Raw genomic sequence first — 21,544 nt, 5'->3', positions numbered from 1 at the left:
CCTCGCTCAAAATTACTATGAAACCCCCTCGCATACACATTCGTCCTATTCTTTTCCCTCAAGTATTTGCCCTGGTACTTACAGAAGTCAATGAAATTTGGTTGCAGTGGCGCAGACAAAAACTACCTCTGTATCTCTTCTTGGCAATGTGTTTTAACCTCATAGTTGCGCCTGTTGTCTGTGCTGCTACTGGGGAACAGTTTTCCCACTTTCAAGCTTGGGCATTAGGACTGTTAGGGCTGGTAACGTTAAGTCTTTCTACATATTTGTTTTTTGTCATGTTTGTACCGGAGAAATAAGAATGAGTTTTACCACAGAAGCTAGCAGAGCAATTCGTTCTACCATAGTCCTTTGGGTAATTAGCGCTGTTATTTATCCGTTTGCGATGATTGCTTTTGGACAGATTGTATTTCCATTTCAAGCCAATGGTAGTGCGATCCAAAATGCCCAAGGTCAAGTTGTAGGTTCTGCCTTAATCGGTCAACCCTTTACAAGCGATCGCTATTTTAACTCTCGCCCCAGTACCACCAGTTACAGCACTGCCGATCCCAACAAAGATGAGGGGGGAGTTCTCAAAACAGGAGTTTCTGGTGCCAGTAACCTAGCTCCTAGCAATCCAGCATTACTAGAACGTATCAAAGGTAAAGACGATCCAGATCCCAGCAAACGGGTTGAAGGCGATTTGAACCGATTAAAAACAGTTGGCGTGCGACCTACCGCCGATCTAGTTTATACTTCGGGTTCCAGCCTTGACCCCCACATTACCCCAGAAGCAGCCAGAGCGCAAGTTGCTCGTATCGCCAAGGCGCGAGGACTCCAACCCCAACAGTTAGAAACTTTAATTAATCAAAATACTGATGGTCGCTTTCTTGGGATATTTGGTGAACCTGGGGTCAATGTTCTGAAATTAAATCTAGCTCTAGATGCATTAAAATCTGCTAGTTAAATCAGAAAAATTGATATGATTGCGCCAAAAAAAGTCCAAACATTTGTTTGTTTTAACTTTGTTAGTTGGATGTTATTTACATCACGGGCGATCGCTCGTTACAAAATGTTTCTGCATTTAATCTACCTCTATCCCAATAGTACACTTTTCCCAACCTACGAACCAAGTCAAATTCGTTTTGATGAATGGAGAGAACAACCTTCTAGTAGTCCACCAAGAAAATTATGACAGGTGTAAATTAGGATATAATCGTTGGAATTTAACTCTGGCATCTGAAGCCGCAAAACGCCAATCAATTTTAGATTTTTGTTGATTGCGTTGTTCTTCCCAAGCATTAGTTTCTCGACGTAAAGTTTCAATATTAGGAATACGTTGTATCTGAATGAGGTACACCTAAGTGTAAGGGCGAACGGTCGTTTGCCCCTACTGGTGTACTTCATTTACCCGAAATATACTGTATTAATTACCTTTGTTGACAATTTCTTAATTGAATTGATGGAGATTGCTTGATTGGTGCGAGTGGATCGCTGAAAAGTACGATCTCTCCTGTGGGGGTAGTGCGCCATCGGGTCGCTTCGACCAGCACCATTGGAGAACTTCCTTCGCTATGAGATTGAGAAGTCCAAGCAGGTAAAGGATGCTCTAAGGAGGAATTTTGGGGTGAGCCACTCACTGTTAACCGACGACGGTCAAGCCACTCAGCGTCATCATCTAATTGTTGTTCGGGAGTGGGAGGCAAACCACCCCGCCCAGTGATGACGAAGGAATTGCCTTCAGTAGCGGGACAGCCAGTCGCAATCAAGTTCGATGAATCAACCAGGGTCACGGGCAGTTCAACTAAGCCAGATATGGGGTCAGGTTGTTCGATGTTGAGTTGGACAGTACCACTTAAGGCTGAGTTAACTCCAGAAGCGGTGATGTCGCTACTAGCAGTGTCTTGGCGGCGAAACTGAGTGCCAAAGATACCAGAGGCATTAATTATGACATTACCGCCACGAGCATTGACAGAATTGGCACGGATGTCACTATTCTCATTCTTGACAGCAACGAGTGAAGAGGTTTTAATTCTGATGTTGCCACCGTTACCAGTGCCATCAGCAGAAGCTGTAATCGGACTGTTATTGCTAAGCAACAGAACATCCCGCACGCTCAAGTTAATGTTACCACCTTCACCAGATGCGGTCGCCGCACTAATCGTTCCTTTGCGGTCTAAAAGAATTGAATTGGCATTGATTCGCACAGTTCCAGCACTAGCAGTGCCTTCATGACTGACATCAACTTTTGCACTGTCAGTCACGCTCAATCGTCCGGTGTTAATAGTCACGTCTCCAGAGTTTTGATTCGGGATGCGTCGTTCTGGAAACACAGTTGCCGAAAAAAGTTGGGCAGAAGAACTCACTTGGCTGGGAACAAGAAGATCGGTAAGAGGAACTTGCCCGATACCGCTAAGTTCTACAGATTCAGTTGCATTGATGGTGACACTACCTGCTCTACCCGTCCCCAAGGTTAAAGCCGTGACGCTTCCTCCGTCCCGACCCACCAGCCTAGAGGTGTTAATCGTGACATTTCCGCCGTTTCCAGTGCTTCTTAAGCTAGAAGAGGAGCTCACATTACTGACTGTGAACGATCCGACTCCAATCAGTTCTACCGATTCAGTTGCATCAATATTCACATTTCCTGCATTGCCACTGCCATCTCCAGCGGTGGCTCCGATAATTGCTCCATTAAGCAGACTTAACCGTCGAGTAGATAGGGTGATATTTCCAACATTTCCAGAACTGTAAGCCAAAGCGGAGATATTGCTAACCAAAGTAGATACGTATCCAATCAATTGGGCAGAATCATCAGCAGAAACCGTCACATCTCCTGTACGACCTGCACCATAGGAAGGAGTAACAATGCCTGCACCATCTCGAATCGCAAATTGTCGGGTTGAAACAGCAACATCCGCTCCCCGTCCACTGCCAATGGTTTCCGTATTCAACCCACCCCTCAACTGACCGCTGGAACTGATTCCACTCAGTTCCAAAGAATCAGCAGCATTAACACGCAGGTTTCCTGCCGCTTGCTCGCCTTGATTTTGAATTAACATGAGTGAGCCATGCAAGAGCAAAACTCGATTGCCCTGCACTTGAATCGAGCCACCTGGTGAGCCACTAGTATCAATTAATGCTTGCTGTGAGAGGTGAATATTGCCAAAGGTTTGAATTCCTGGATAGTTTAAAGTAAACTTTTTCCCTAAATTCACAATTCCATCCCGCACACTGCCTAACTCAATCTGTCCTTGCTCTGCCGTCAGCACACCTCCTTGGATATCGATGTCTCCCCCAATTAATGCCAAGGTTTGTCCTGCTGGCACGACAAGACCTGTTGAGGCATTGCCTCTAACTAAAGCGGTGATGACAGGAAGTGTACCTGATAAGTTATATCCATTCCCCTGGACTGCAATTCGCCCCGGATTTACTCCCATCTGTAAGCCAACGGGAACGCTAACAGTCAATAACGGTGTCGTTTGGGGACTGGTGGCACTATACTGAAAGCTATCAGCAAAATTGATGCTGTTAGCTGTACTGGCAACAAACGAGCCACCAATATTCAGTCGCGCTCCTGCACCAAACACAATGCCATTCGGGTTGAGCAAAAACAGGTTGGCTACTCCATTTGCTCGAATCACACCATCAATATTGGTTCTCGAGCTGCCTGTGACACGAGTGAAGATGTTTTGCACATCAGTTGCATTGTTGAAGTAGGCACTACCCCCAGTGGGGACAGAAAACGATTGGAAACTGTGAAATAAATTGCTACCCCGTTTTGCTCCGCCATCAATCTGATAATTGGGATTGCCTGTGACAAGCGATCTCTCTCCTACAGGAAGCGTGTTATCAGGAATCACTTGAGCCGCGAGCGGTTGAACATAACTGAGTTGCCACACAGCAATGCTCAACAAAACCCCTGTTTTTAGATGCCGCCTGCTCATCTTGCATCTGCCAATCTCTGTCGTCGTCGTTTGAGTCACATTATTTCCAGTTTTACACAATTAGCTGACAGCAAGCGCACGCCAACATCAGGAACCATACTTTGCCTCAACCTCTAATCCCTCTCCTAAGAAATCGCAAGGTTTCTTTCATCCATGAGGGGCGATTGCCTCCGCCACGCTTCGCGAACGCCACTTAACAGCTTCTGTCACTTTCCGAAAAGATTTGCCATTTCTGAATTATAGAGCTTTTGTTAGGTACAATAGCGTTTAATTAAATTTTACCCTAGCTTCTTAATCTCTCCTGTTTCTTCAATCAAAATCACCTCACTGACTAGTAGTCAGCCAAAATTATTTTGACAAGCTAATGTGGAGGTGTAGAAATTGAAATCTCTGTTCTCTTACGCCAATGCTTAGAGCGTCGCATTCCCGAGCTTGAGACTTTACGCCAAGAAATTAATGCTTGGGAAGAACAACGTAATAAACAAAAAGTGAAAATTGATTGGCGTTTTGCGGCTTCAGATGCCAGAGTTAAATTCTAACGATTATATCCTGATTTACACCTGTCATAATTTTCTTGGTGGACTACTAGCTGCTAATTTCAATTAGAAGGTAATTTCTTGATGGTTTCGTAGCTCCCAAGAACGTTGCAAAAGTGTACTGGCTTCTTATTCCTAGCGAAAAATAATTAAAAAACAAATGTCTATTTTCTACTTGTCGGGCTAGGCTGAGCGCTGGGTGTTGATTGTTTGCTGGTATTGTCTTCTGCCTCTTGTTTCCACTCAGAAAGGTCGCGCTTGACAGCATTTTCAAAATCTGTAGAAACTAATAGCACGTTAAGATTGCCTTTTGCTTGAGCGGAAGGATCTGCTTGAGCGTAGAGAAAACGGCGGTTAAAATCAGATTGTCCCAAAATTAACTGATGATTTTGTTGGTTTTTAAGTTTTATATCAATAGTGGCTTGAGGTCGATCTAAGCCAAATTCTGATAGCTGATTGTTTGAAATGGGTATAGTGCGATCGCTTTTTCCTTCCACGAGCAAATTCATCAAATAACCGACAATTGGGTCACTTGCTGGGACAACTGAAGGAGATTTCATCAACCACTTCGTTCCTTCAGGCTTCCCACTGCGTTCTAAATTTATAGTTTGATTTTGAGTTTTAATTGTTAAAGACTGCACATCATCTTCTTGAAAAGAGAAAATTGGCTGCTTGTTGTCCTTAACTTCCTCGCGTTGAGATGAACCTCTAATTTCATAGAAATAAACAAATCCTCCTAAACCTAATGCTATCAGTAACAAAATTAAAGTTGTTCGTTGGAGTTTCATAAATGAGTTAGTGGTTAGTGGTTGTTAGTGACTCTTTACATCAAATAAAGTTGATTTATAAGTGCCTTAACTTCTAATGAATAAAGGGTAGGTAAGAGCGTAAGTCAATCCGCTCCTACTAACAACTAACAAAAAATTACCTTCTGATCCACCAAAGAAGACCTGCTGCTAATAACCCTATAAGTGGTAAAACAAACAGAGATGATATCTCTAAAAGATTGGCTTGAGCCGATGTTAAGTTAATGCGACGGTTTCTAACTTCTTTGGGGCTAATTGATAGAGGTTGTCTGTCCTGTTGGCTGAGCCATGTGACTGAGTTCAAAAAGACATCTTTATTCAGCTGTTGTTCAAATAAGTTATTCACAATAAAGCCTGAATTTCCTATCACGACCATCCGCGATTCTGTAGCGGTAGGGGAAGTAGGAGGGGGGGAGCTACCTTGTGCTTGAGTTGTTGGTGATGCAGTGGCTGTGGGAGTCGGGCTAGCCTGAGTTGTTGGTGTTGGTGACGCAGTGGCTGTAGGAGTCGGGCTAGCCTGAGTTGTTGGTGTTGGTGATGCAGTGGCTGTGGGTTTTGCACTAGCCTGAGTTGTTGGTGTTGGTGATGCAGTGGCTGTGGGTTTTGCACTGGGACTGGGGTTAGCTTTGGCTTGAGTTGTTGGTGAAGAAGTTGGTTTAGAAGTCGCTTTGGTGGTAGCCGCAGGGCTGGCTTGAGTGGTTGGTGTTGGGGATGCTGTGGGTGTAGGGATGGAGTTGGGTTGGGTTGGAGGTGTAGCTGCTAGTTTCTTCCTTAATGCAACACCTAATGTCAAAGGTCCTTTGCGATCGCTTTCTGGGTTAAACTTCAAATCCTCACTTTCTAGATCGCTTTCAGCCCAACTATCTGGATATGGCTTTGTCAGGAGAAGAGGAGTGGCTTCTACACCAGCTACTGGTGTTATATCGATTGCTCGTGCTAGCGGATAAAAAGAAATGCCGTTCCCAAAATCCTTTGTGATGGGGTGTTTTCCATATTCTCTCACCAAAGGTGTTGCAGGACCGAGCCCTACACTTCCAGAAACATCCACTACCAAACGATTATCTAACCTAATACCCCATTCAGCAAATAAACTGTTAAGTTTTGGGTCGATACTGGGGTCGATCGCGATCAGTAAATTGCCACCCCGATTGAGGAATTGCCGTAAAGCGTTCACTTCGCTTTCAAACAGTGCTCGTTTTGGACCTACAAGCGCAACAACAGTAGCATCTTGAGGAACGCCCTTATTTTCTGCAAGATTAAGTGGTAATGTGGTGTAAGTTCTATCACTTAATGCTTTGATGGCTTGCGATATTCCTTCTTCATTGCCTGAAATTGGATGTTCCCCGTGACCTTGAAGGAAGTAAACTTTAGCTGAACCTAAGTTAGTGACTTGTTGCAAGCTATTAGTAACCTTTATTTCAGATAAAGGTTCTTGCTGACTCACTACCTGTACTAATTGTCTTTTATCTCCAGATTCTAGATAGACTTCTCCATCTTCTTTAACACCAAACTTGCGTGTTAGTCCCGGTCTGCCACGCGGATCGACATACTCAAATTTAAATTTTGGGTTTTGCCGTCGGTAATCTTCTAGCAAATCCCGGTCTAATGGATTTTGATTGGCATCAAATACCCACACCTTAACAGGAGTTTCTAAAGAACGTACCAATTCTCGTGACTGGGGAGAAAGGGTAAACAATTTGGTTTCTGTTAAGTCAGTTCTCCAGTTGTAGCGAGTTCCTAAAAAGTTAACTAACCCCAGAATTGCCAAAACTGCCAAAGTTGCAAATAGGGCATTGGTACTGGCTTGAGTGGAACGTCTTGCCCACCAATTATTTTGTTGGTTTTGCCATATCAGCCACAATCCAATGACAACAGTACCTGTAATTATAAGTACTAATGGTATGAGTCCCCAATTTTCTGATACCAACCCTGCAGTCACGCCCGCCGCTATAAGAAAAGAACCCAACCAAACTAAATATTTCCAAATTTTCTTTTTAGCAATCGTCTTCATTTTTTGTTAGTGGTTAGTAGTTGGTGGTTAGTGGTCAGTAGTTAGTTGTTAGTAGTAGGTAAAACAACTAACAACGAACAACTAACAACGAACAACAAACTATGAACGTTGGAATCGTAGTGTATCAATTGATTGTGCTGTGAGAAAAACTCCCAGAATAATGTAACTGGAGAATAAAAGCAAGCTGCTGGTATCAAAAATACCTTGTACCAGTGTGTTGTAATGTTTCAGCAATGATAGATGCCCTATTGCTTCTCCTAGAGAACCACCTATATTTTTGGCAATTAAATCCAGGAATAAGAGTAATAAAATTAATGCGAATGTGAGAACTGCAGATAATATTGTGCTGTCTGTTAGGGAGGAAATAAACATTCCCAAGGATAAAATAGCTGCTGCTAGTAAAATGAGCGCTAAATGACCGAGCAGGGGAATTGTTGCTGGTATTGGTGGATTGGATGCACTTAACGCGATCGCTTCCAACACTAGCATGGGCATCACCATTGTTGTAAAAAATGTCAGCACTCCTAGCAATTTCCCGACAGCGACTGCCCAGTTTGTAATGGGGGATGTGGATAAAAGTTCCAAAGTGCCTCGCTTGCGTTCTTCAGCATAAAGACCCATTGAAAGAATAGGCAGCACAAATAACAACAGCCATCCCATTCTGTCTAAAAAAGCACGTACAAATTCATAAGGAACATCTATTGGCGGAACTGATACTCCTAGTTGTTGTCCTTGTAAATCATAGGCAGCAACTGTTGACAAAATACCCTCCGGTCCCATCAAAATAAGCACAAAGAACAATCCAGATAAAAACCAAAATACACCTGCGACAGCATACGCTAAAGGCGATACAAAATAGCTTTGTAGCTCTCGGCGATAAATGGCAATAATATTACCCAGTACTATACCCATCTAAGCGGCTTCTCCTTCCTTTTCTCCTTCCTTGGCTTCTGCTGTTTCTGTCTCCATCTCCAAACTCTTTTCTGCTGTTGTCAGTTGTAAAAAGACATCTTCCAGAGTAGCGCTAACACGTCGCATTTCGCATAAACTAAATCCCGCACGCACTAACGCTGTTGCAATTTCCTCACCAGGTTCAGTTCCCGGTTGTGATAGCACTCGCAGGTGAGATCGGTTATCTTTTAGATCGTTATGACCTTGTATTGCCACTGTGGGAACTGATTCTACCAAACCCACACCTGGTATTTTTTGTAACATTTGTTTGGCGAGGCTGGCTTCTCCCTTTATTTCTATTTCATATCCCGAGCCTCTCGTCAACTGTGACATCAAATTATCTATAGTATTAGTTGCTACAATGTTACCTCGATTAATAATTGCTACGCGACTGCAAGTCATATTTACTTCTGGCAAAATGTGAGTCGAAAGAATAATTGTATGGCTACCTGCCAAACTCTTAATTAAATTTCGGACTTCAATAATTTGCCTGGGGTCGAGTCCAACAGTGGGTTCATCAAGAATAATCGCTGGTGGATCGTGGACAATGGCTTGGGCTATGCCTACTCTTTGGCGGTACCCTTTGGAAAGCTTGCGAATGATGGTGTGGCGCTTATCTTCGAGGTTACACTTTTCTAATGCTGCTTTGACTTTTGCCGTGCGATCGCCTGCGGGAATTCCTTTAATCCGCGATACAAAATACAAAAATCCTTCAACGGTCATTTCCGGGTACAAAGGAGGTGTCTCAGGGAGATAACCAATGCGTTGGCGCACAGCTAAGGAGTTATCGTGGACGTCAAAGCCAGCAATCCGAGCCGTTCCACTTGTCGCTGGTAAATAACCAGCTAAAATACGCATGGTTGTTGTTTTGCCAGCGCCATTTGGACCGAGAAAGCCTAAAATCTCTCCTTGTTCGACATTAAACGTGACATCAGCGATGGCTGGGGTAGAACCGTATCTTTTAGTTAACTTTTCAACTTCGATCATTCGTGGTGCCGAGTATGAGGGATAGGGTTTCCAACCATAATATCTTGTGGTGCGAGCTTCTAGAGAGCCATGCATAGAGGATGAGCTAACCCCATTAAGGAAGTCAAAAGTTAAAAGTTTCAACCAGTATTTTAAAGCTCGAAATATGTTAAAAATTTAGCGGTTAAGAGAACTGTGTTTCTACTGTAGATGCGATCGCAATCTCATGGAAGATATCCAGGCGGGTTAAAGATACCTCTACTATACCCACCAGTAAAAACAGCCCTAGTACAACAAAACAATGCGTCGTTCTCAGACAGAAGCGCTAATACGAACAGAAGAAATGAGTAATTTTGCTATTTTGTTTTTATTTTTTAATAGAAAAATTCACTGTTAATCGTATATTTTTTCTTCCCGCAGATTTGGGATCTAATTGGAAGTTCGGGACTTGCTGTATTAACGCGTCATCTAATTCCCGTGACCCACTTGAACGAACTAGCCGGATGTTGATGGGATTGCCATTGTTGTTAACATCAAAAGCAACTTCTACTGTGCCTTCAATACCCTGTTGCTTTGCTATTTTTGGATAAGCAACGTAACATTTAATACAGTCTCTTGAATCAAATGGCGCATTTTCCGGGTTTGGTTCTGGCTCTGTAGCACATCCGCGATGGATTGTTTCACCAATACCAAAAATCAGCGCGATCGCACCCAATGCAATCAACTTTGTTAAAAAGATTCTGGTGGTTTTTGGATTGATACCGTTCATAATCCAGGATATGGAATTCTTCAAACATTATCCTACATGAGTGTATTTTCCCACTACCTCCCTTGTTCGTTGGCGGATTCTTCAAGCTCAGCCCGATCTTTTTATTGTTTGAATTTGCGTCTATATTTTTGTTACTCCTTGCTTGTCAATGGGAATTGGCTTGATAACGGCATCTACCTTCACAATTGCGTGAACTGCGAATACAACCGTGGCTAGCATAACGCTCGCTATGTTTACAAACAGTGGGCCAAGCTATTAACTGTAGAGGTATACCTGTCAACTTCCAGAATAATCGTCCCCCTGAATGCAAAATATCCCACGCTTCCTTAGTGCTTGGATTCTCAGTAAACTCTAATACTTCACTTTTAAATGCCTCCCACTGGGAAGTAACAGTGGGTGGATGGCAGCGATCGTAGGTTGCCATCCCAGTACTATAGTTTTGCCAAATTTTTTGAATTGACATATAAAATCATGCTCTCCTTGCCTTTTTCAAATGTTATAGATGGTGAACTACCCACACTGAGTTGGAGTACCAAGTACAGTGTGGGCTTCCAGTTTCACAGGGGATTGCCGCGTCTTGGACTTGCGTCCGCGATTTGGTCTTACATCCCCTCCACTGGCAGACTCCCCCGTCCCAGAGGAGATTAGCATTCTGATACCCTCTGCTCTAATATTTTTAGCAGCATTCTCATCTCTATCGTGATGAGTACCACAACTAGGACACGCCCATGTACGGACATCCAACCGCATCTCATCAACTTGGTAATGACAATTAGAGCAAAGCTTGGAGCTAGGGAACCATCGGTCTATTTCTACTAACACTTTGCCTTCTTTTTCTAGCTTGTATGCCAAGAAGTTAGTAAAAGTCCCCCATCCTACATCAGATATTGCTTTAGCTAATTTGTGATTACGAACCATGCCCTTGACGTTTAAGTTTTCGACTACTACAACCTGATTGTCGTCTACAACTTTTCGCGACAACTTATGTAGAAAATCGTGACGGACATTGCTAACTCGTTCGTATACCCTAGCTACTAGTTTTAACGCTTTTTTTCTCCGCTGACTTCCTTTTTGTTTTCTTGCTAACTTCCTCTGTTTCCTAGCTAAGTTCTTTTCGTGTTTAGCAAGATGCTTGGGATTAGCATATTTAGACGTTTTTTCACCATCATGAGTAATAGCAAAGTCTTTGATACCCAAGTCAATTCCAATCACCTTGCCGTCAGTGCTAGGTGTCGGGTTTTCACCTTTATATTCCATCAACACAGAAGCATAATACTTGCCAGATGGACACAGACTGACTGTAACAGTTTTAATTGTTCCGTCCAACAATCTATGTACTTTAGCTTCAATTACACCAAGTCTTCCTGGGAACTTCAAGAATTTTCCAATTGGCTGGACTTTTTGCGGATACTGGATAGATTGACGGTGATGTTTAGACTTAAACTTAGGATACTTTGCTCTACCTTCAAAAAAGTTTTGATATGCACGGGACAAATTAAGACTTACAGATTGTAACACCTGTGAATAACATTCTCCCAGCCATTCAAACTCTTTTTTGAGCGATGGCAACATGGAGTTTAGACCAGATTGAGACAAACCTTTACCAGTCGCTTTGTAAGTTTCAATGCACTTATTCAGTCCATAGTTCCACCACCAACGCGCACAGCCAAAATGTTGTGCAAGTATTTGTTTTTGTTCATCCGTTGGGTATAAGCGTACTTTTACAGCTCGTCTTAACACTAGTCTTCACCTCCTTGATTGATTTCCTTACTATAATATCCTATTTGCAGTAAAGCTATTCCGGAAATATTTGGCTACTCCTCATACATCTTTTTCCTCTCTTACCAGGGCGTAAGAATTGGTCAAAGATGTAATCGTCGCAGCCCGCCTTATATCCCGCCACTGATTCGGAGTACCGAATGAGCGTGGGGGGACTTACGGCGAATTAGTTAACCAAAAAAACTTGGGATATTGAATCCAAAAGGATAAAGGAAGAAAAATAGGTTGAGCACCCTCAATAAATTGAGGGATTTACTTTATACTTTATCCTTAAATTGTTTTAAGCAGCGCTTTACCGTTGCAGTACCACTTTACCGATCGCCTGACCCGACTCAGCTCGTTGATGAGCCTGTGTCACTTCAGAGAAATGAAATATTTTAGAATCGAGTAACGGTCGTACTTTTCCCTCATATACTAGTTGAGCTAGTTGCGTTAGGATTTCTCCGTGACGCACCCGACCCATTCCGTACAGCAGTGGAATCAGCATATACACCAAATGCACGGTGAGTCCTTTAGCGTGGAGAAGCGTTAAGTCCTGCTGAGATAAAGAGACGAGCGAAACGACTGTGCCATTAAGCTTTGCCGCTTTGAAGGCATTTTGTAAATTATCGTTACCAACCGTGTCAAACACCACATCAAATCCCTGACCATCCGTGTGTTCTGCTACAAACTCTTCCACAGGTTGTGAGCGATAGTTGATGGTAAAGTCGGCTCCAAGCTTGCGGGCGATCGCGGCTTTCTCTTCATCGGACACCAGAGCATATACTGTTGCTCCTACCCATTTTGCTAATTGCACACCTATATGCCCCACTCCTCCGGTTGCGCCGTAAACCAAAACACTTTGCCCCGGTTGAACTTTAGCGCGATCGATGAGTCCTTCCCATGCTGTAATAGAGACGAGGGGAAGGGCTGCTGCTTCTGCCATTGTAAGGGACTTTGGTTTGCGAGCAACCAGGTTCATATCTGCCAGCATATACTCTGTTAATGCACCCCCCAATCCTTTCACTCCACCTGCACAAGCATAAACTTCATCTCCAGGCTGAAAAGCGGTAACGCCTTCGCCAACCTCTTCAACCACGCCAGCAACATCTCCATGCAAAACAGCAGGCAGATCGGGGGCAATATCTGCGACTGCGCCCTGTCGGATCTTACAATCCACTGGATTGACACTAGTTGCTGCTACCCGAATCAGCACGTGGTTTGGCAGAACTTGGGGTACAGGGATGTCTGCCGTTTCAAATACGCTGGGGCTACCAAACTGAGTTATAGTCTGCGCTTGCATAATCGTTACCTCATAAAACTGATATTTCATGAGTACCATTGAGGTATTGCTGCCCGAAAGGATTAACGGCAAAGTGTATTAGTTACTTTTTAGTAAACATGGCGCTCAATCTGGATTCTAACGAACCCCAACTCAACTACCTCCCCCAGCCTGCGCTCGAGCGCATATCGCAGATGAATCTCTTTGATACAAATTGTGCGGGTCATCAAATGCTCGAACACATTGCCAACAAGTGGACAGTGCTGATTGTGTATGCCCTGACACAAGGGAAGAAGCGCTATAGCGAACTCAAGCAGCAAATTGTTGGTGTATCGCCCAAGATGCTTATTCAAAATCTTCGCAATCTGGAGCGGTGTGGATTAATTGAGCGAGAAATTTATCCTACGGTTCCTCCAAGAGTAGACTATTCCCTTACACCGTTGGGAAAATCGTTAGTCGAGCCATTAGCAGTCCTGGGGGAGTGGGCATACCATCATATCCCAGATGTGAAAGCTGCAATGGAACAATATGACAACAGTCCAAAAGATGACTACTGGGAACCTAAGTAACCATTTGGGCGTGCAGATGGCATGGGACAATTACCCGAGCGTATTTCCATATCTGAGGCGATCGGGCAATTCGATGATTGGCTGACAGTGTTACGCGATCGCAACTAAATATCGCTTGTCAACTCACCCGCAACTAAGTAATTCTACCAGGCTTTATGACTTATTCTTTATGCTTTCTTCATTAAATCAATTAATTTCTTTATGCGAAATTTAAACATGAGGGTGTAATATAGACATTGCGACAAACTATTAGGTTCCCTGCTGCGAAAAATGCTCACAGCAGGGATATCATCCTGAAATAAAGATTGCTTCTGAGAAAATAATTTGTTATAAATACCTCTAAGTACGTAAGTGCGAGGTTCGGGTTTTTCATGGTGTGAGGAGAGCCTAATAGTTTGTCGCGAAACTACTGGTTTATCTTGCATTCGTGAGCCTGATTCCGAAAAAAGCCATTCTTTACAAGAGGTAAACCAGATGTTACAAGGATTTCCTATTAGCTTTGGTGGGACAGAGATAGCTGTACCAACAAGTTTATGCAGCATTGCTGAAACGCAGTTATGGGAGACTGGAGGGGTTGCAATTACAACTCTTCTGGTTTTAGTGCTGTTGTTTCGCTCGTTAACTGCTTTTGTAAAAGTCTTGAAGTCCTAGGCACTTCTGGAATTTCTTAACCCAAGTTGTAGAGGAAAAACCTCTACAACTGACTGCTAAATTGGAATCCAATTCCTACAAGGATACCTGTAGTCCTTAACTAGAAAGCAAGTGGGTATACCATTGAACTTTTTAATCCCTACCTGGCTTTAATATAGTGCTTAAAGTTACCCAGCAATCTTCCATAAGAGTGTCTCGCATTCTTTTTTCATCCTTAAAAGTCGATGGTAAAAGCCGTCCTTCATACACCAAATTAACCTCGCTCTCCCTAAATGGCCAAGGAGATACTGTAATTTGATGGTGATTGTTTTTGTTTTCTACCAGGGTTAATTGAAGCGCGTTCGTGCTATCAAGCGCTGGTACTTGAGTGACTTCTTGTTTACCAGTAAATCCCTGACACAAAAGAATTGAAAGCGCATCCCACGTTGCAACTAGCTTTTGATTGCGTTCGATCGCCTCTCGTGTTGCGTATTTTGTGTAGTATTCATCATGATTCAAGATAGCAATAAGCTTTTCTTGAAATTCATATTCGCCTTTTAAAAAATCCCGCACAATTTGAATTGAATTGGCGGAATTTTGCCAGCTTGTAAACCTTTCATACAGACCCGTACCGTGCATTGAAACAAGTAATGCTGCATACCTTCCCATTGGTAGCGCAAGCTTTTTGGCACTTGACCAAATATTGATATGTTCTTGTGTTGTTAGTTCGGTAAAGTTATGGGGATAGCCAGTTTCTTGGTTTAAGGTTGGCGATTGTTCCCACTCAAGCCAGCCGATATCGTGAATTTCTGCGGCGAGACAAACTTCAACTCTTGGAGCCAATGTACCGAATTTTTCATTACCCCAAGCGCACGCTAGTTGACCCGCAAGCCAAGCGTGATGGGGTTGGGTAATGCAAATGAGCCCTTGTTCTGTGAAACGGTGCAGCATAAGTTAAAAGTTGGACACATTCTTAGTTGGATGCGATCGCAGAGCTTTATTTTCAGTACATCGCCGATGAGGCTTGTCAAGCCAGCGTTGAATAAATGAGAATTTTTTGGTGCAATTCTTATCAACTTGGGGGAAGATAAAGAGTACTGTAGCACATGGTGAAGACTGCATATGGTAACACCAAAGCAGGTTATTAGTACTTGGGTCGATGCCTTGAACACCCACGATGCAGATGCAGCCGCAGCACTTTATCACGAAGACGCCGTGAACATTCAGGTTGCCATTGGAACTCCTCTTGAAGGAAAAAGCGCGATTTATAATGATTTTGTCAACTTTTTTCGTTCAACGCCAGACACCTACACTCACATCGAAAACTTATTTGAGGATGGAGAGTGGGCGATTCTAGAGTGGTCTGGTGGTGGAACGTTTGTTGGGAATGAGCACGACGCAAACTCTGTGGGGAAAAAGTACACTTTAAAAGGTTGCGGTTTCTTCCATGTCGTAGATGGAAAAATCCGCTTTCAACGTGGTTATTGGGACAAGCTTACTTGGTTTAGGCAAGTCGGGTTAGCAATTGACTAATATGCGCTCTCAAAGATATACAGATAACTGTTAATGTACCCGAGCGGAAGATTGGGAAGCAATCGCCCCTTGCGTTAAATATTGTAGCCAAGTGCATCAAGACCCACAGTTCTTGACGCGATAACACCCATAAGCACAACAAAACCTAGCGTTCTCCGAAAATAATTAACACCTTGAAATAATTCCAGCCATGCCCAAGTAAATAAAGAGCCAAAAGCCACCAAGTCTAATCCTATATTAATCCCGCCTGTTGGAAAAATTAGTTTAAGCAAGCTAGCTGATATCCAAACAATAAGTGGTAGGTTTGGCATCTGAGCTATAACAATTTCACCATTACTGTCGCGGAAAAATTTATCAAAAAATGTATTGTTCATGACTTTAAATTTCAACAGGTACCAACAGTTATTAACTACAAAAAATACAATTCTTATTAAAATATTTAGGGCTCTCTCTTACAACCATCATTATGGTGAGATAAGAAGCGGTAAAGTGTACTCCTTACGGCTTAGGCAATTGTTGGCAGTTTCGAGTCATTGGTTCTAATAGAGTGGTGTTTGGGAAACGCTATACTACACTGCTAAAGCTGCGGAGAGTGCAGGGCGGGAGTGGATTACTAGGGGGAGTTAAAGCCACGCAAGTGGATTGCTAATTTTTGTATTAGGAAGTTGGTTAATCCAGTCTTCAACTATTTGGGTGACTTACGTTCCTCCCCAATTCATATCATGCCAATATCATCCGTCTACATGGGATACTGCTCGGACGTTCTCGGCTCAATTTGCGCTCCGAGTTGAAGAACGCGTCCGAGATCGTCAGCATTTCGCCAAGTTTCAATTATTTTAGAGTCAGCAATCCTGTGAATGAAAGTAGCGGCGAACGTCTGCCTTTGACCGCGACCTGGTATCCCAAGAAAACTCTCCTGAACGCATGTGTTTGTCGCACGTACAACAACTTTATCACCTTCAGCAATTACATCTTCTATCGTCCATTTTTGATCGATAGGACCAATTAAACGAAAAAGCTCGCGGACTCCGTCCGGTCCTGGGGGAAGCCCTAGCGGACCACCGTGCATCTTCCAGGTAGAAGCGGTCATCTCGCAGATCTCTTCGCTCAATTGCTCGCTAATGAGTTCAAACCACCGTCGAGCAATTATTTTGTTTTTTTCTGTAGAAGACATGGCAAATCTCTCCTTTAATAGAATTTATAGATTGATTGACTAACTGATTAAGTGCTGTTTTTGCTTGCCAAGTAAGATACCGTACTATATGACTCAATTTGGTACAAAACCTAGAATTTCAGACAGAAATTTCTGCAATCGCAGTGACTTCATCTTAAGCTTCTCTTTTGAAAACCACAGTTAGAAAAAGTCTTTAGTAGCCAAACCATTTGCAGCTAAGGATATCTTTAAATAGTCAGATTTTGTCAGAAAAAGTAGCTTCTTGTTGAAGATACAATTATCAAGCATCCATTAGAACAAGCCGTGTTATCGAGGTGTACGGAGAAAAAATATATTACACGGCTGAAGCTGCCCAAAAAGCGGGGAGTGGATTACCAGGGGGATTTGAGGAAGAGCGATCGCACTTTGACAACAATTTGTTGGGTTTGCCCAACGTACAAAAATTCGAGAGCCCTTAAGGACGCCCGCCTTAACCCATTCGCAAGGAGCGCGTGGTTAGGCCTTTGGGGTGGACGATGGAGGTGGACAGACTTCCATAGCTTGAATCAAGCCGTGTTCAAAGGTGAATCTATGGCCTACGTGTTCATCGGCAAGAACTGCTCCAGCCAAGTCACGCACGACCTGATGCACCGAGACCAAAATGCGCCCGTCCTCCTCCAAGTAAAAGGTTTGCGGCTCGACGTGCCCATCGATCTCGCTCCATTGCTCCGTCCAGTAAGCGCGAACTTTTTCAGGTCCACGGACAAAACCGCCTTTGAACGCTCTCGGCCAAACCACATCCGGAGTCATGAGGGCAAGGGCAGCGTCAATGTCTCGCCTGTTAAAGGCTACGTATGCCGCACGGAGCAGTTCGATTTCTGGTGCTCTTCGATCTAACATAGATTGGTGTGGTGAAGGAGATGCAGCAGGGACTAATAATGTATTGTACAGAGTTTATCAGTGGTTCGAGTTCTCAATATGCGATCGGTGGTAGTAGAATTTCTGGAATTAATGGTTTGGGAATCGATCGTTTGCAATGGGTTTCAGGATAAAGGTCACGGCTTTACTGCTCTGACAGCAAGGCAAAAATCGGGGATTGCAGAACCAACTATCAGTACTGCTTAGGAGCAGGCAGTTTACAGCAGGCTATGTATTGTTATCTGTGGTAGCATGACTGGAGAGTTAGCGGTGTAGTTGCTTATAAATTAGTTGGAAAAAAGTGGCTATTGTTGAAGGCACTCGCCTTTGTTCTCAAAATTAATCGTCTGTTAGTTAGTAATTAATTAGGTGCGACTTCTGACAAGGACGCTTTTCACAATAATTCTTAAAGAAAATAATTATTGGTATCCACAAAGTATGAGTAAACAAATTGAGAAAATTAAAACTCCCAAACTTATCCAACAGATTGAATCAACCCTAAAACCATTGGAGTTCTTGGAGCGTTGTGCCAAAAATTACGGAGACCTTTTTTTCACCAATCCCTTTGGGAATTTAGAAACCTTAGTTGTCAGTCATCCTCAAGATCTTCAAGAATTATTTAATCCCATAAATAAAATTCTTGCGGCTCCGGCTGCTGCCAATGAAATCTTCAAACCTCAAGTTGGAGAAAACTCATTAATTGTACAAGAGGGGGAACGCCATCAAAAACAGCGAAAGTTAATGATGCCACCCTTTCATGGGGAACGAATGGTCAATTACGGGCAGCAAATTTGTGAAATCACTCAACAAGTGATACAACACCTCAAACCAGGACAAACTTTTATTGCTCGTCATATAAGTGAAGACATCACAATAAAAATTATCTTAAAAATAGTCTTTGGTATTGATGAGGGATTGCGGTTTGAAAAACTGGAAGATTTAATGACAACTTGGTTGGATTTAACTAATTCACCACTCAGCGCCAGTGTTTTATTATTTCCACCTCTAAGAAAAGATTTGGGTTCTTGGAGTCCTTGGGGGAGATATCTGCGCTTGCGGCAACAGATTGATGAGTTACTCATGACGCAAATACAGGAGCGTCGCCAAGCACAAGTCACACATTTTGATATTTTGAGTTTGCTAATTGAAGCAAAATATGAAAATGGAGAAGGCATGAGTGATGCCGAATTAAGAGATAACCTTTTGACTTTACTCGTTGCGGGTCACGAAACCACGGCTACTGCTATCGCTTGGGCTTTGTACTGGATTCATCAACAACCAGAAGTCTATAAGAAACTCTTGCATGAGTTGCGAAGTTTAAATACTCCCGACGCGATCGCAATGGCTCAACTTCCTTACCTGACAGCAGTTTGTCAAGAAACTTTACGGATTTACCCTGTAGTTCCTTCCACTTTTCCTAGAATGACTTTACGCTCTGTCAATTTAAGGGGGTATCAAGTTGCCTCTGGGACGTATGTAATACCTTCTATTTACTTAACTCATCATCGAGCAGATCTGTATCCTCAACCTGACAAATTTCAACCAGAAAGGTTTATTAATCGGAAGTACTCACCTTATGAATTTTGGCCTTTTGGAGGTGGTTCTCGTCAATGCTTAGGTCAAGTATTTGCTTTGTTTGAAATGAAATTAATTTTAGCAACTATTCTTTTAAATTGTCAGTTGAAATTAGAGGAGAAGGCTCCTGTTAAGCCAGCACGTCGGGGTTTTTTAATAGGCCCTCAAGGTGGTGTAAAAATGAGCCTTACAAAAGCCTTAGAGATGCATGATAAAATCTGCCATCATTGAAGGGAATTATCGCTATTTACTCAGGCGTGAATGGGATATCAATGCAGGGCAAACAACTTTTGTCATGCTTAACCCAAGCACCGCCGATGCTGTTCGAGACGATCGCACGCTCTGCAGGTGTATTCATTTTGCTCGGTTCTGGGGTTATGGTTCTGTTGAAGTCGTCAATTTGTTTGCTTATCGTGCAACAAAACCTCGCGATTTATTTAAGGTAGCTGACCCGATTGGTTCAAAAAATAACTCTTACCTTCAATCGGCAACGGAGCGTGCTGCATTAGTGATTGTTGCCTGGGGTGTACATGGCAGTTTTCTCAATCGAGATCGAGCAGTCCTTTCTTTAATTTCCGCTCATCAACCTCTCCACTGCTTGGGTCAAACCAAAGCTGGGTATCCGCGTCATCCACTTTATGTAAAAAACAGTGTATGTCCCATGCAATTGTCGTTATGACTGAAATGTTTGAAATATCGGAATAGTTTATTCATTTTATTTACATGATTTTGGTAAAGCAATAGATAATTTTACTAAAACTATTCAACTTGGTTACAAACCTGGAAAAGCTCATTTTTATCGAGGTCTTGCTTACTTAGAATCTGAACTTCTTCAAGAAGCTATCAATGATTTTTCTGAAGCTATTTATCTTAAGTCAGATAGTGAAGAACTGTACATGATGAGAGGAGAAGCTTTCTTTCAACAAGAGAAATATCAAGAAGCTATTGAAGATTTGTCTAAGGTCATTCTTCTTAATCCAAAATGGCGTTTTGCGCCTGAGGTCCATAATTTATTAGGGATTGCCCATGCTGAGCTTGGAAATTCCCTGCAAGCTATGCAACAGTTCTCTCAGGTTATCGATATCGAGCCTGATTCTTCTGGTACTTACTACAACCGAGGATTAGTATTTCTGAAATCCAAAGACCTTGAGAAAGCTGTTAAAGATTTTACCCTAGCTATTCGTTGTCAACCAAAAGAAGAAAAATTTTACATAACTCGTGGTGTTGCTTACCTAAACTTAAAAAGTTTTGAAGAAGCTATTAAAGATTTCTCCAAAGCCATTGAAATTAGCTCGGAACGAGATTCCGAACCCTACTTTTATCGAGCTTGTGCTTATAGAGAACTTGATGAATGCCAAAAAGCTATCCAAGATTTTTCGGCTGTTATTCAGATGAACCCCAATGATGATGCAGCATACTTTGGTCTGGGACTGGTTTTCTATAAGCAAAAAAATTACGAAGACGCTATTAAAAACTTCACCCAAGCTATCCAGATTAATCCTGATTCTGCTCAGGCATATCACTATCGAAGTCTCGCTTACAAACAACTTGGTGAGCTTACACAAGCGTTTGAAGATATGGAGAAAGCTTCCTCCATCAGCTTAAATCCAGAAGATTTGGAGTTTAAAATAGTGGTAAGCTAACTCAGCTTTTTCAAACGAATGCTCCCATGCAATATAGGTAACAGCCGAGATCCGTGCCAGTGCGATTCGTATTGGGCTGCGCGACCTGAAAAGGTCGTTTAGTACGGGAAGCCTACTTCCCTAGCGGATTCATACCCGCTACCCCGGCGTAAAAGGCTCATAAGAGTCCGGTCACGCCTCAAGTAAGTAATGAACGAGGTGGAATGCAGACCACGAAAGTAACCGAAGCTGCCAGCCCTAAGGCGGTCAGGGGCAAAGGGGAATCCTTTAAAGGTGAACGCGAGTGAACTATTAGATAAACTGCGTTATACGAAAAGGAGCTAAATCGGGCTGATAAGCTCTGACCAAAAGGTAAATGGATCGGATTTATAGCTTGTCCATCTATAAATCGTATGAACATAACTTCCATCGCAGAATAGATAGCACCTAAAAGAGGATAGAAAACTAAACGGTACAACAGGGTAAGCCCTACAGAGTCTAAGAGAGGTCGATTACTCTTAGTAGGTCTGAGGTAACAAAGA

Annotated in this window: 26 protein-coding genes and 2 pseudogenes; 14 read left to right on the top strand and 14 right to left on the bottom strand. The window is 42.8% G+C overall.

The window, feature by feature from the left end:
* The first annotated feature begins 17 nt into the window (after positions 1 to 17).
* From AB0756_RS02945 to AB0756_RS02935, 3 genes are read left to right on the top strand one after another with little or no spacing between them, the layout of a single operon-like run.
* Entirely contained in the window at positions 18 to 299 is a 282-nt protein-coding gene (locus tag AB0756_RS02945) for a potassium-transporting ATPase subunit F (protein WP_038080457.1), read from the top strand.
* Positions 300 to 301: 2 nt separating this feature from the next.
* The gene (kdpC, locus tag AB0756_RS02940) at positions 302 to 946 is read left to right on the top strand and encodes a K(+)-transporting ATPase subunit C (protein ID WP_038080458.1); all 645 of its coding nucleotides are present in this window, start codon (positions 302 to 304) and stop codon (positions 944 to 946) included.
* 15 nt (positions 947 to 961) lie between these two features.
* On the top strand, positions 962 to 1,174 hold the full coding sequence (locus tag AB0756_RS02935; RefSeq protein WP_050046493.1) for a glycine-rich domain-containing protein: 213 nt from the start codon (positions 962 to 964) through the stop codon (positions 1,172 to 1,174).
* Here AB0756_RS02935 and AB0756_RS02930 read toward each other — a convergent pair.
* Together AB0756_RS02930 and AB0756_RS02925 are read right to left on the bottom strand one after the other, a co-directional pair.
* A complete protein-coding gene (locus AB0756_RS02930; protein ID WP_153021412.1) occupies positions 1,169 to 1,339 on the bottom strand; it encodes a hypothetical protein in 171 nt (56 codons plus the stop codon). The two genes, AB0756_RS02935 and AB0756_RS02930, sit on opposite strands and share 6 nt — an antisense overlap.
* Before the next feature lie 70 nt (positions 1,340 to 1,409).
* Complete coding sequence (locus AB0756_RS02925; RefSeq protein ID WP_050046492.1) at positions 1,410 to 3,923, bottom strand: two-partner secretion domain-containing protein; 2,514 nt, start codon at positions 3,921 to 3,923, stop codon at positions 1,410 to 1,412.
* On the opposite strand from AB0756_RS02925, the gene AB0756_RS02920 reads away from it, so the two are divergent.
* Positions 3,909 to 4,040: a hypothetical protein gene (locus AB0756_RS02920; protein WP_408019768.1), complete on the top strand. Its 132-nt coding sequence runs from the start codon at positions 3,909 to 3,911 to the stop codon at positions 4,038 to 4,040. The two genes, AB0756_RS02925 and AB0756_RS02920, sit on opposite strands and share 15 nt — an antisense overlap.
* 260 nt (positions 4,041 to 4,300) lie before the next feature.
* Positions 4,301 to 4,462: pseudogene (locus tag AB0756_RS02915) on the top strand (IS630 family transposase); the annotation flags it as partial.
* Between the two features lie 161 nt (positions 4,463 to 4,623).
* Here the strand turns inward: AB0756_RS02915 and AB0756_RS02910 are convergent.
* The 8 genes from AB0756_RS02910 to AB0756_RS02875 form a co-directional block, all read right to left on the bottom strand.
* On the bottom strand, positions 4,624 to 5,247 hold the full coding sequence (locus tag AB0756_RS02910; protein ID WP_038080459.1) for a DUF4340 domain-containing protein: 624 nt from the start codon (positions 5,245 to 5,247) through the stop codon (positions 4,624 to 4,626).
* Positions 5,248 to 5,383: 136 nt separating this feature from the next.
* Complete coding sequence (locus tag AB0756_RS02905; RefSeq protein ID WP_050046491.1) at positions 5,384 to 7,276, bottom strand: Gldg family protein; 1,893 nt, start codon at positions 7,274 to 7,276, stop codon at positions 5,384 to 5,386.
* Between the two features lie 99 nt (positions 7,277 to 7,375).
* Positions 7,376 to 8,188: an ABC transporter permease gene (locus tag AB0756_RS02900; RefSeq protein ID WP_038082882.1), complete on the bottom strand. Its 813-nt coding sequence runs from the start codon at positions 8,186 to 8,188 to the stop codon at positions 7,376 to 7,378.
* Positions 8,189 to 9,214, bottom strand: a complete 1,026-nt coding sequence (locus tag AB0756_RS02895) for an ABC transporter ATP-binding protein (protein ID WP_038082881.1) — start codon at positions 9,212 to 9,214, stop codon at positions 8,189 to 8,191.
* A gap of 346 nt (positions 9,215 to 9,560) precedes the next feature.
* Positions 9,561 to 9,962 (bottom strand): energy transducer TonB, encoded by a 402-nt coding sequence (locus AB0756_RS02890; RefSeq protein ID WP_038082880.1) that lies wholly within the window; start codon positions 9,960 to 9,962, stop codon positions 9,561 to 9,563.
* A 145-nt stretch (positions 9,963 to 10,107) separates the two neighbouring features.
* On the bottom strand, positions 10,108 to 10,425 hold the full coding sequence (locus tag AB0756_RS02885) for a hypothetical protein (protein ID WP_202048684.1): 318 nt from the start codon (positions 10,423 to 10,425) through the stop codon (positions 10,108 to 10,110).
* Positions 10,426 to 10,472: 47 nt separating this feature from the next.
* The gene (locus AB0756_RS02880) at positions 10,473 to 11,702 is read right to left on the bottom strand and encodes an RNA-guided endonuclease InsQ/TnpB family protein (RefSeq protein WP_038093328.1); all 1,230 of its coding nucleotides are present in this window, start codon (positions 11,700 to 11,702) and stop codon (positions 10,473 to 10,475) included.
* Positions 11,703 to 12,033: 331 nt separating this feature from the next.
* A complete protein-coding gene (locus tag AB0756_RS02875; protein ID WP_038093372.1) occupies positions 12,034 to 13,023 on the bottom strand; it encodes a zinc-dependent alcohol dehydrogenase family protein in 990 nt (329 codons plus the stop codon).
* Between the two features lie 98 nt (positions 13,024 to 13,121).
* On the opposite strand from AB0756_RS02875, the gene AB0756_RS02870 reads away from it, so the two are divergent.
* The gene (locus AB0756_RS02870; RefSeq protein ID WP_038093325.1) at positions 13,122 to 13,571 is read left to right on the top strand and encodes a winged helix-turn-helix transcriptional regulator; all 450 of its coding nucleotides are present in this window, start codon (positions 13,122 to 13,124) and stop codon (positions 13,569 to 13,571) included.
* 474 nt (positions 13,572 to 14,045) lie between these two features.
* A complete protein-coding gene (locus AB0756_RS02865) occupies positions 14,046 to 14,222 on the top strand; it encodes a hypothetical protein (protein WP_153021411.1) in 177 nt (58 codons plus the stop codon).
* A gap of 132 nt (positions 14,223 to 14,354) precedes the next feature.
* On the opposite strand, the gene AB0756_RS02860 is transcribed toward AB0756_RS02865, so the two are convergent.
* Positions 14,355 to 15,152, bottom strand: coding sequence for a DUF3891 family protein (locus AB0756_RS02860; RefSeq protein WP_038093319.1), 798 nt, complete (start codon positions 15,150 to 15,152; stop codon positions 14,355 to 14,357).
* Positions 15,153 to 15,323: 171 nt separating this feature from the next.
* On the opposite strand from AB0756_RS02860, the gene AB0756_RS02855 reads away from it, so the two are divergent.
* On the top strand, positions 15,324 to 15,734 hold the full coding sequence (locus AB0756_RS02855) for a nuclear transport factor 2 family protein (RefSeq protein WP_038093317.1): 411 nt from the start codon (positions 15,324 to 15,326) through the stop codon (positions 15,732 to 15,734).
* Between the two features lie 74 nt (positions 15,735 to 15,808).
* Here the strand turns inward: AB0756_RS02855 and AB0756_RS02850 are convergent, their stop codons facing one another.
* Together AB0756_RS02850 and AB0756_RS02845 are read right to left on the bottom strand one after the other, a co-directional pair.
* Complete coding sequence (locus tag AB0756_RS02850) at positions 15,809 to 16,108, bottom strand: hypothetical protein (protein ID WP_038093314.1); 300 nt, start codon at positions 16,106 to 16,108, stop codon at positions 15,809 to 15,811.
* A gap of 365 nt (positions 16,109 to 16,473) precedes the next feature.
* Complete coding sequence (locus AB0756_RS02845) at positions 16,474 to 16,908, bottom strand: ester cyclase (protein ID WP_038093311.1); 435 nt, start codon at positions 16,906 to 16,908, stop codon at positions 16,474 to 16,476.
* Between the two features lie 314 nt (positions 16,909 to 17,222).
* On the opposite strand from AB0756_RS02845, the gene AB0756_RS02840 reads away from it, so the two are divergent.
* Entirely contained in the window at positions 17,223 to 17,366 is a 144-nt protein-coding gene (locus AB0756_RS02840) for a hypothetical protein (RefSeq protein ID WP_167844818.1), read from the top strand.
* Between the two features lie 37 nt (positions 17,367 to 17,403).
* Here AB0756_RS02840 and AB0756_RS02835 read toward each other — a convergent pair whose 3' ends face one another.
* On the bottom strand, positions 17,404 to 17,787 hold the full coding sequence (locus AB0756_RS02835) for a nuclear transport factor 2 family protein (RefSeq protein WP_038093308.1): 384 nt from the start codon (positions 17,785 to 17,787) through the stop codon (positions 17,404 to 17,406).
* 60 nt (positions 17,788 to 17,847) lie between these two features.
* Between AB0756_RS02835 and AB0756_RS02830 the strand changes: the two genes are divergently transcribed.
* From AB0756_RS02830 to AB0756_RS02810, 5 genes and pseudogenes are all read left to right on the top strand, one after another.
* Entirely contained in the window at positions 17,848 to 18,012 is a 165-nt protein-coding gene (locus tag AB0756_RS02830; protein WP_167844819.1) for a hypothetical protein, read from the top strand.
* A gap of 231 nt (positions 18,013 to 18,243) precedes the next feature.
* A complete protein-coding gene (locus AB0756_RS02825; protein ID WP_038093305.1) occupies positions 18,244 to 19,611 on the top strand; it encodes a cytochrome P450 in 1,368 nt (455 codons plus the stop codon).
* On the top strand, positions 19,589 to 20,059 hold the full coding sequence (locus AB0756_RS02820; protein WP_038093302.1) for a DUF1643 domain-containing protein: 471 nt from the start codon (positions 19,589 to 19,591) through the stop codon (positions 20,057 to 20,059). The genes AB0756_RS02825 and AB0756_RS02820 overlap by 23 nt, the downstream gene beginning before the upstream one ends.
* A gap of 16 nt (positions 20,060 to 20,075) precedes the next feature.
* Positions 20,076 to 20,243: pseudogene (locus AB0756_RS02815) on the top strand (hypothetical protein); the annotation flags it as partial.
* Between the two features lie 33 nt (positions 20,244 to 20,276).
* The gene (locus AB0756_RS02810) at positions 20,277 to 21,023 is read left to right on the top strand and encodes a tetratricopeptide repeat protein (protein WP_167844820.1); all 747 of its coding nucleotides are present in this window, start codon (positions 20,277 to 20,279) and stop codon (positions 21,021 to 21,023) included.
* The last annotated feature ends 521 nt before the right edge of the window (positions 21,024 to 21,544 follow it).

It is taken from the genome of Tolypothrix campylonemoides VB511288_2, assembly GCF_045999855.1.
In the GTDB taxonomy this organism is placed as follows: domain Bacteria; phylum Cyanobacteriota; class Cyanobacteriia; order Cyanobacteriales; family Nostocaceae; genus Scytonema; species Scytonema bouteillei_A.
The sequence above is the reverse complement of the archived record's forward strand: the minus strand, read 5'-3'. Positions and strand labels throughout refer to the sequence as shown.

Excerpts from the sequence above, each read along its gene's own strand:
- AB0756_RS02855 (WP_038093317.1), top strand. The coding sequence starts at position 15,324 with ATGGTAACACCAAAGCAGGTTATTAGTACTTGGGTCGATGCCTTGAAC.
- AB0756_RS02875 (WP_038093372.1), bottom strand. The coding sequence starts at position 13,023 with ATGCAAGCGCAGACTATAACTCAGTTTGGTAGCCCCAGCGTATTTGAA.
- AB0756_RS02820 (WP_038093302.1), top strand. The coding sequence starts at position 19,589 with ATGATAAAATCTGCCATCATTGAAGGGAATTATCGCTATTTACTCAGG.
- AB0756_RS02850 (WP_038093314.1), bottom strand. The coding sequence starts at position 16,108 with ATGAACAATACATTTTTTGATAAATTTTTCCGCGACAGTAATGGTGAA.
- AB0756_RS02895 (WP_038082881.1), bottom strand. The coding sequence starts at position 9,214 with ATGATCGAAGTTGAAAAGTTAACTAAAAGATACGGTTCTACCCCAGCC.
- AB0756_RS02900 (WP_038082882.1), bottom strand. The coding sequence starts at position 8,188 with ATGGGTATAGTACTGGGTAATATTATTGCCATTTATCGCCGAGAGCTA.
- AB0756_RS02945 (WP_038080457.1), top strand. The coding sequence starts at position 18 with ATGAAACCCCCTCGCATACACATTCGTCCTATTCTTTTCCCTCAAGTA.
- AB0756_RS02920 (WP_408019768.1), top strand. The coding sequence starts at position 3,909 with ATGCCGCCTGCTCATCTTGCATCTGCCAATCTCTGTCGTCGTCGTTTG.
- AB0756_RS02860 (WP_038093319.1), bottom strand. The coding sequence starts at position 15,152 with ATGCTGCACCGTTTCACAGAACAAGGGCTCATTTGCATTACCCAACCC.
- AB0756_RS02810 (WP_167844820.1), top strand. The coding sequence starts at position 20,277 with ATGATGAGAGGAGAAGCTTTCTTTCAACAAGAGAAATATCAAGAAGCT.
- AB0756_RS02845 (WP_038093311.1), bottom strand. The coding sequence starts at position 16,908 with ATGTCTTCTACAGAAAAAAACAAAATAATTGCTCGACGGTGGTTTGAA.
- AB0756_RS02925 (WP_050046492.1), bottom strand. The coding sequence starts at position 3,923 with ATGAGCAGGCGGCATCTAAAAACAGGGGTTTTGTTGAGCATTGCTGTG.
- AB0756_RS02870 (WP_038093325.1), top strand. The coding sequence starts at position 13,122 with ATGGCGCTCAATCTGGATTCTAACGAACCCCAACTCAACTACCTCCCC.
- kdpC (WP_038080458.1), top strand. The coding sequence starts at position 302 with ATGAGTTTTACCACAGAAGCTAGCAGAGCAATTCGTTCTACCATAGTC.
- AB0756_RS02935 (WP_050046493.1), top strand. The coding sequence starts at position 962 with ATGATTGCGCCAAAAAAAGTCCAAACATTTGTTTGTTTTAACTTTGTT.
- AB0756_RS02890 (WP_038082880.1), bottom strand. The coding sequence starts at position 9,962 with ATGAACGGTATCAATCCAAAAACCACCAGAATCTTTTTAACAAAGTTG.
- AB0756_RS02835 (WP_038093308.1), bottom strand. The coding sequence starts at position 17,787 with ATGTTAGATCGAAGAGCACCAGAAATCGAACTGCTCCGTGCGGCATAC.
- AB0756_RS02825 (WP_038093305.1), top strand. The coding sequence starts at position 18,244 with ATGAGTAAACAAATTGAGAAAATTAAAACTCCCAAACTTATCCAACAG.
- AB0756_RS02905 (WP_050046491.1), bottom strand. The coding sequence starts at position 7,276 with ATGAAGACGATTGCTAAAAAGAAAATTTGGAAATATTTAGTTTGGTTG.
- AB0756_RS02865 (WP_153021411.1), top strand. The coding sequence starts at position 14,046 with ATGTTACAAGGATTTCCTATTAGCTTTGGTGGGACAGAGATAGCTGTA.
- AB0756_RS02910 (WP_038080459.1), bottom strand. The coding sequence starts at position 5,247 with ATGAAACTCCAACGAACAACTTTAATTTTGTTACTGATAGCATTAGGT.
- AB0756_RS02885 (WP_202048684.1), bottom strand. The coding sequence starts at position 10,425 with ATGTCAATTCAAAAAATTTGGCAAAACTATAGTACTGGGATGGCAACC.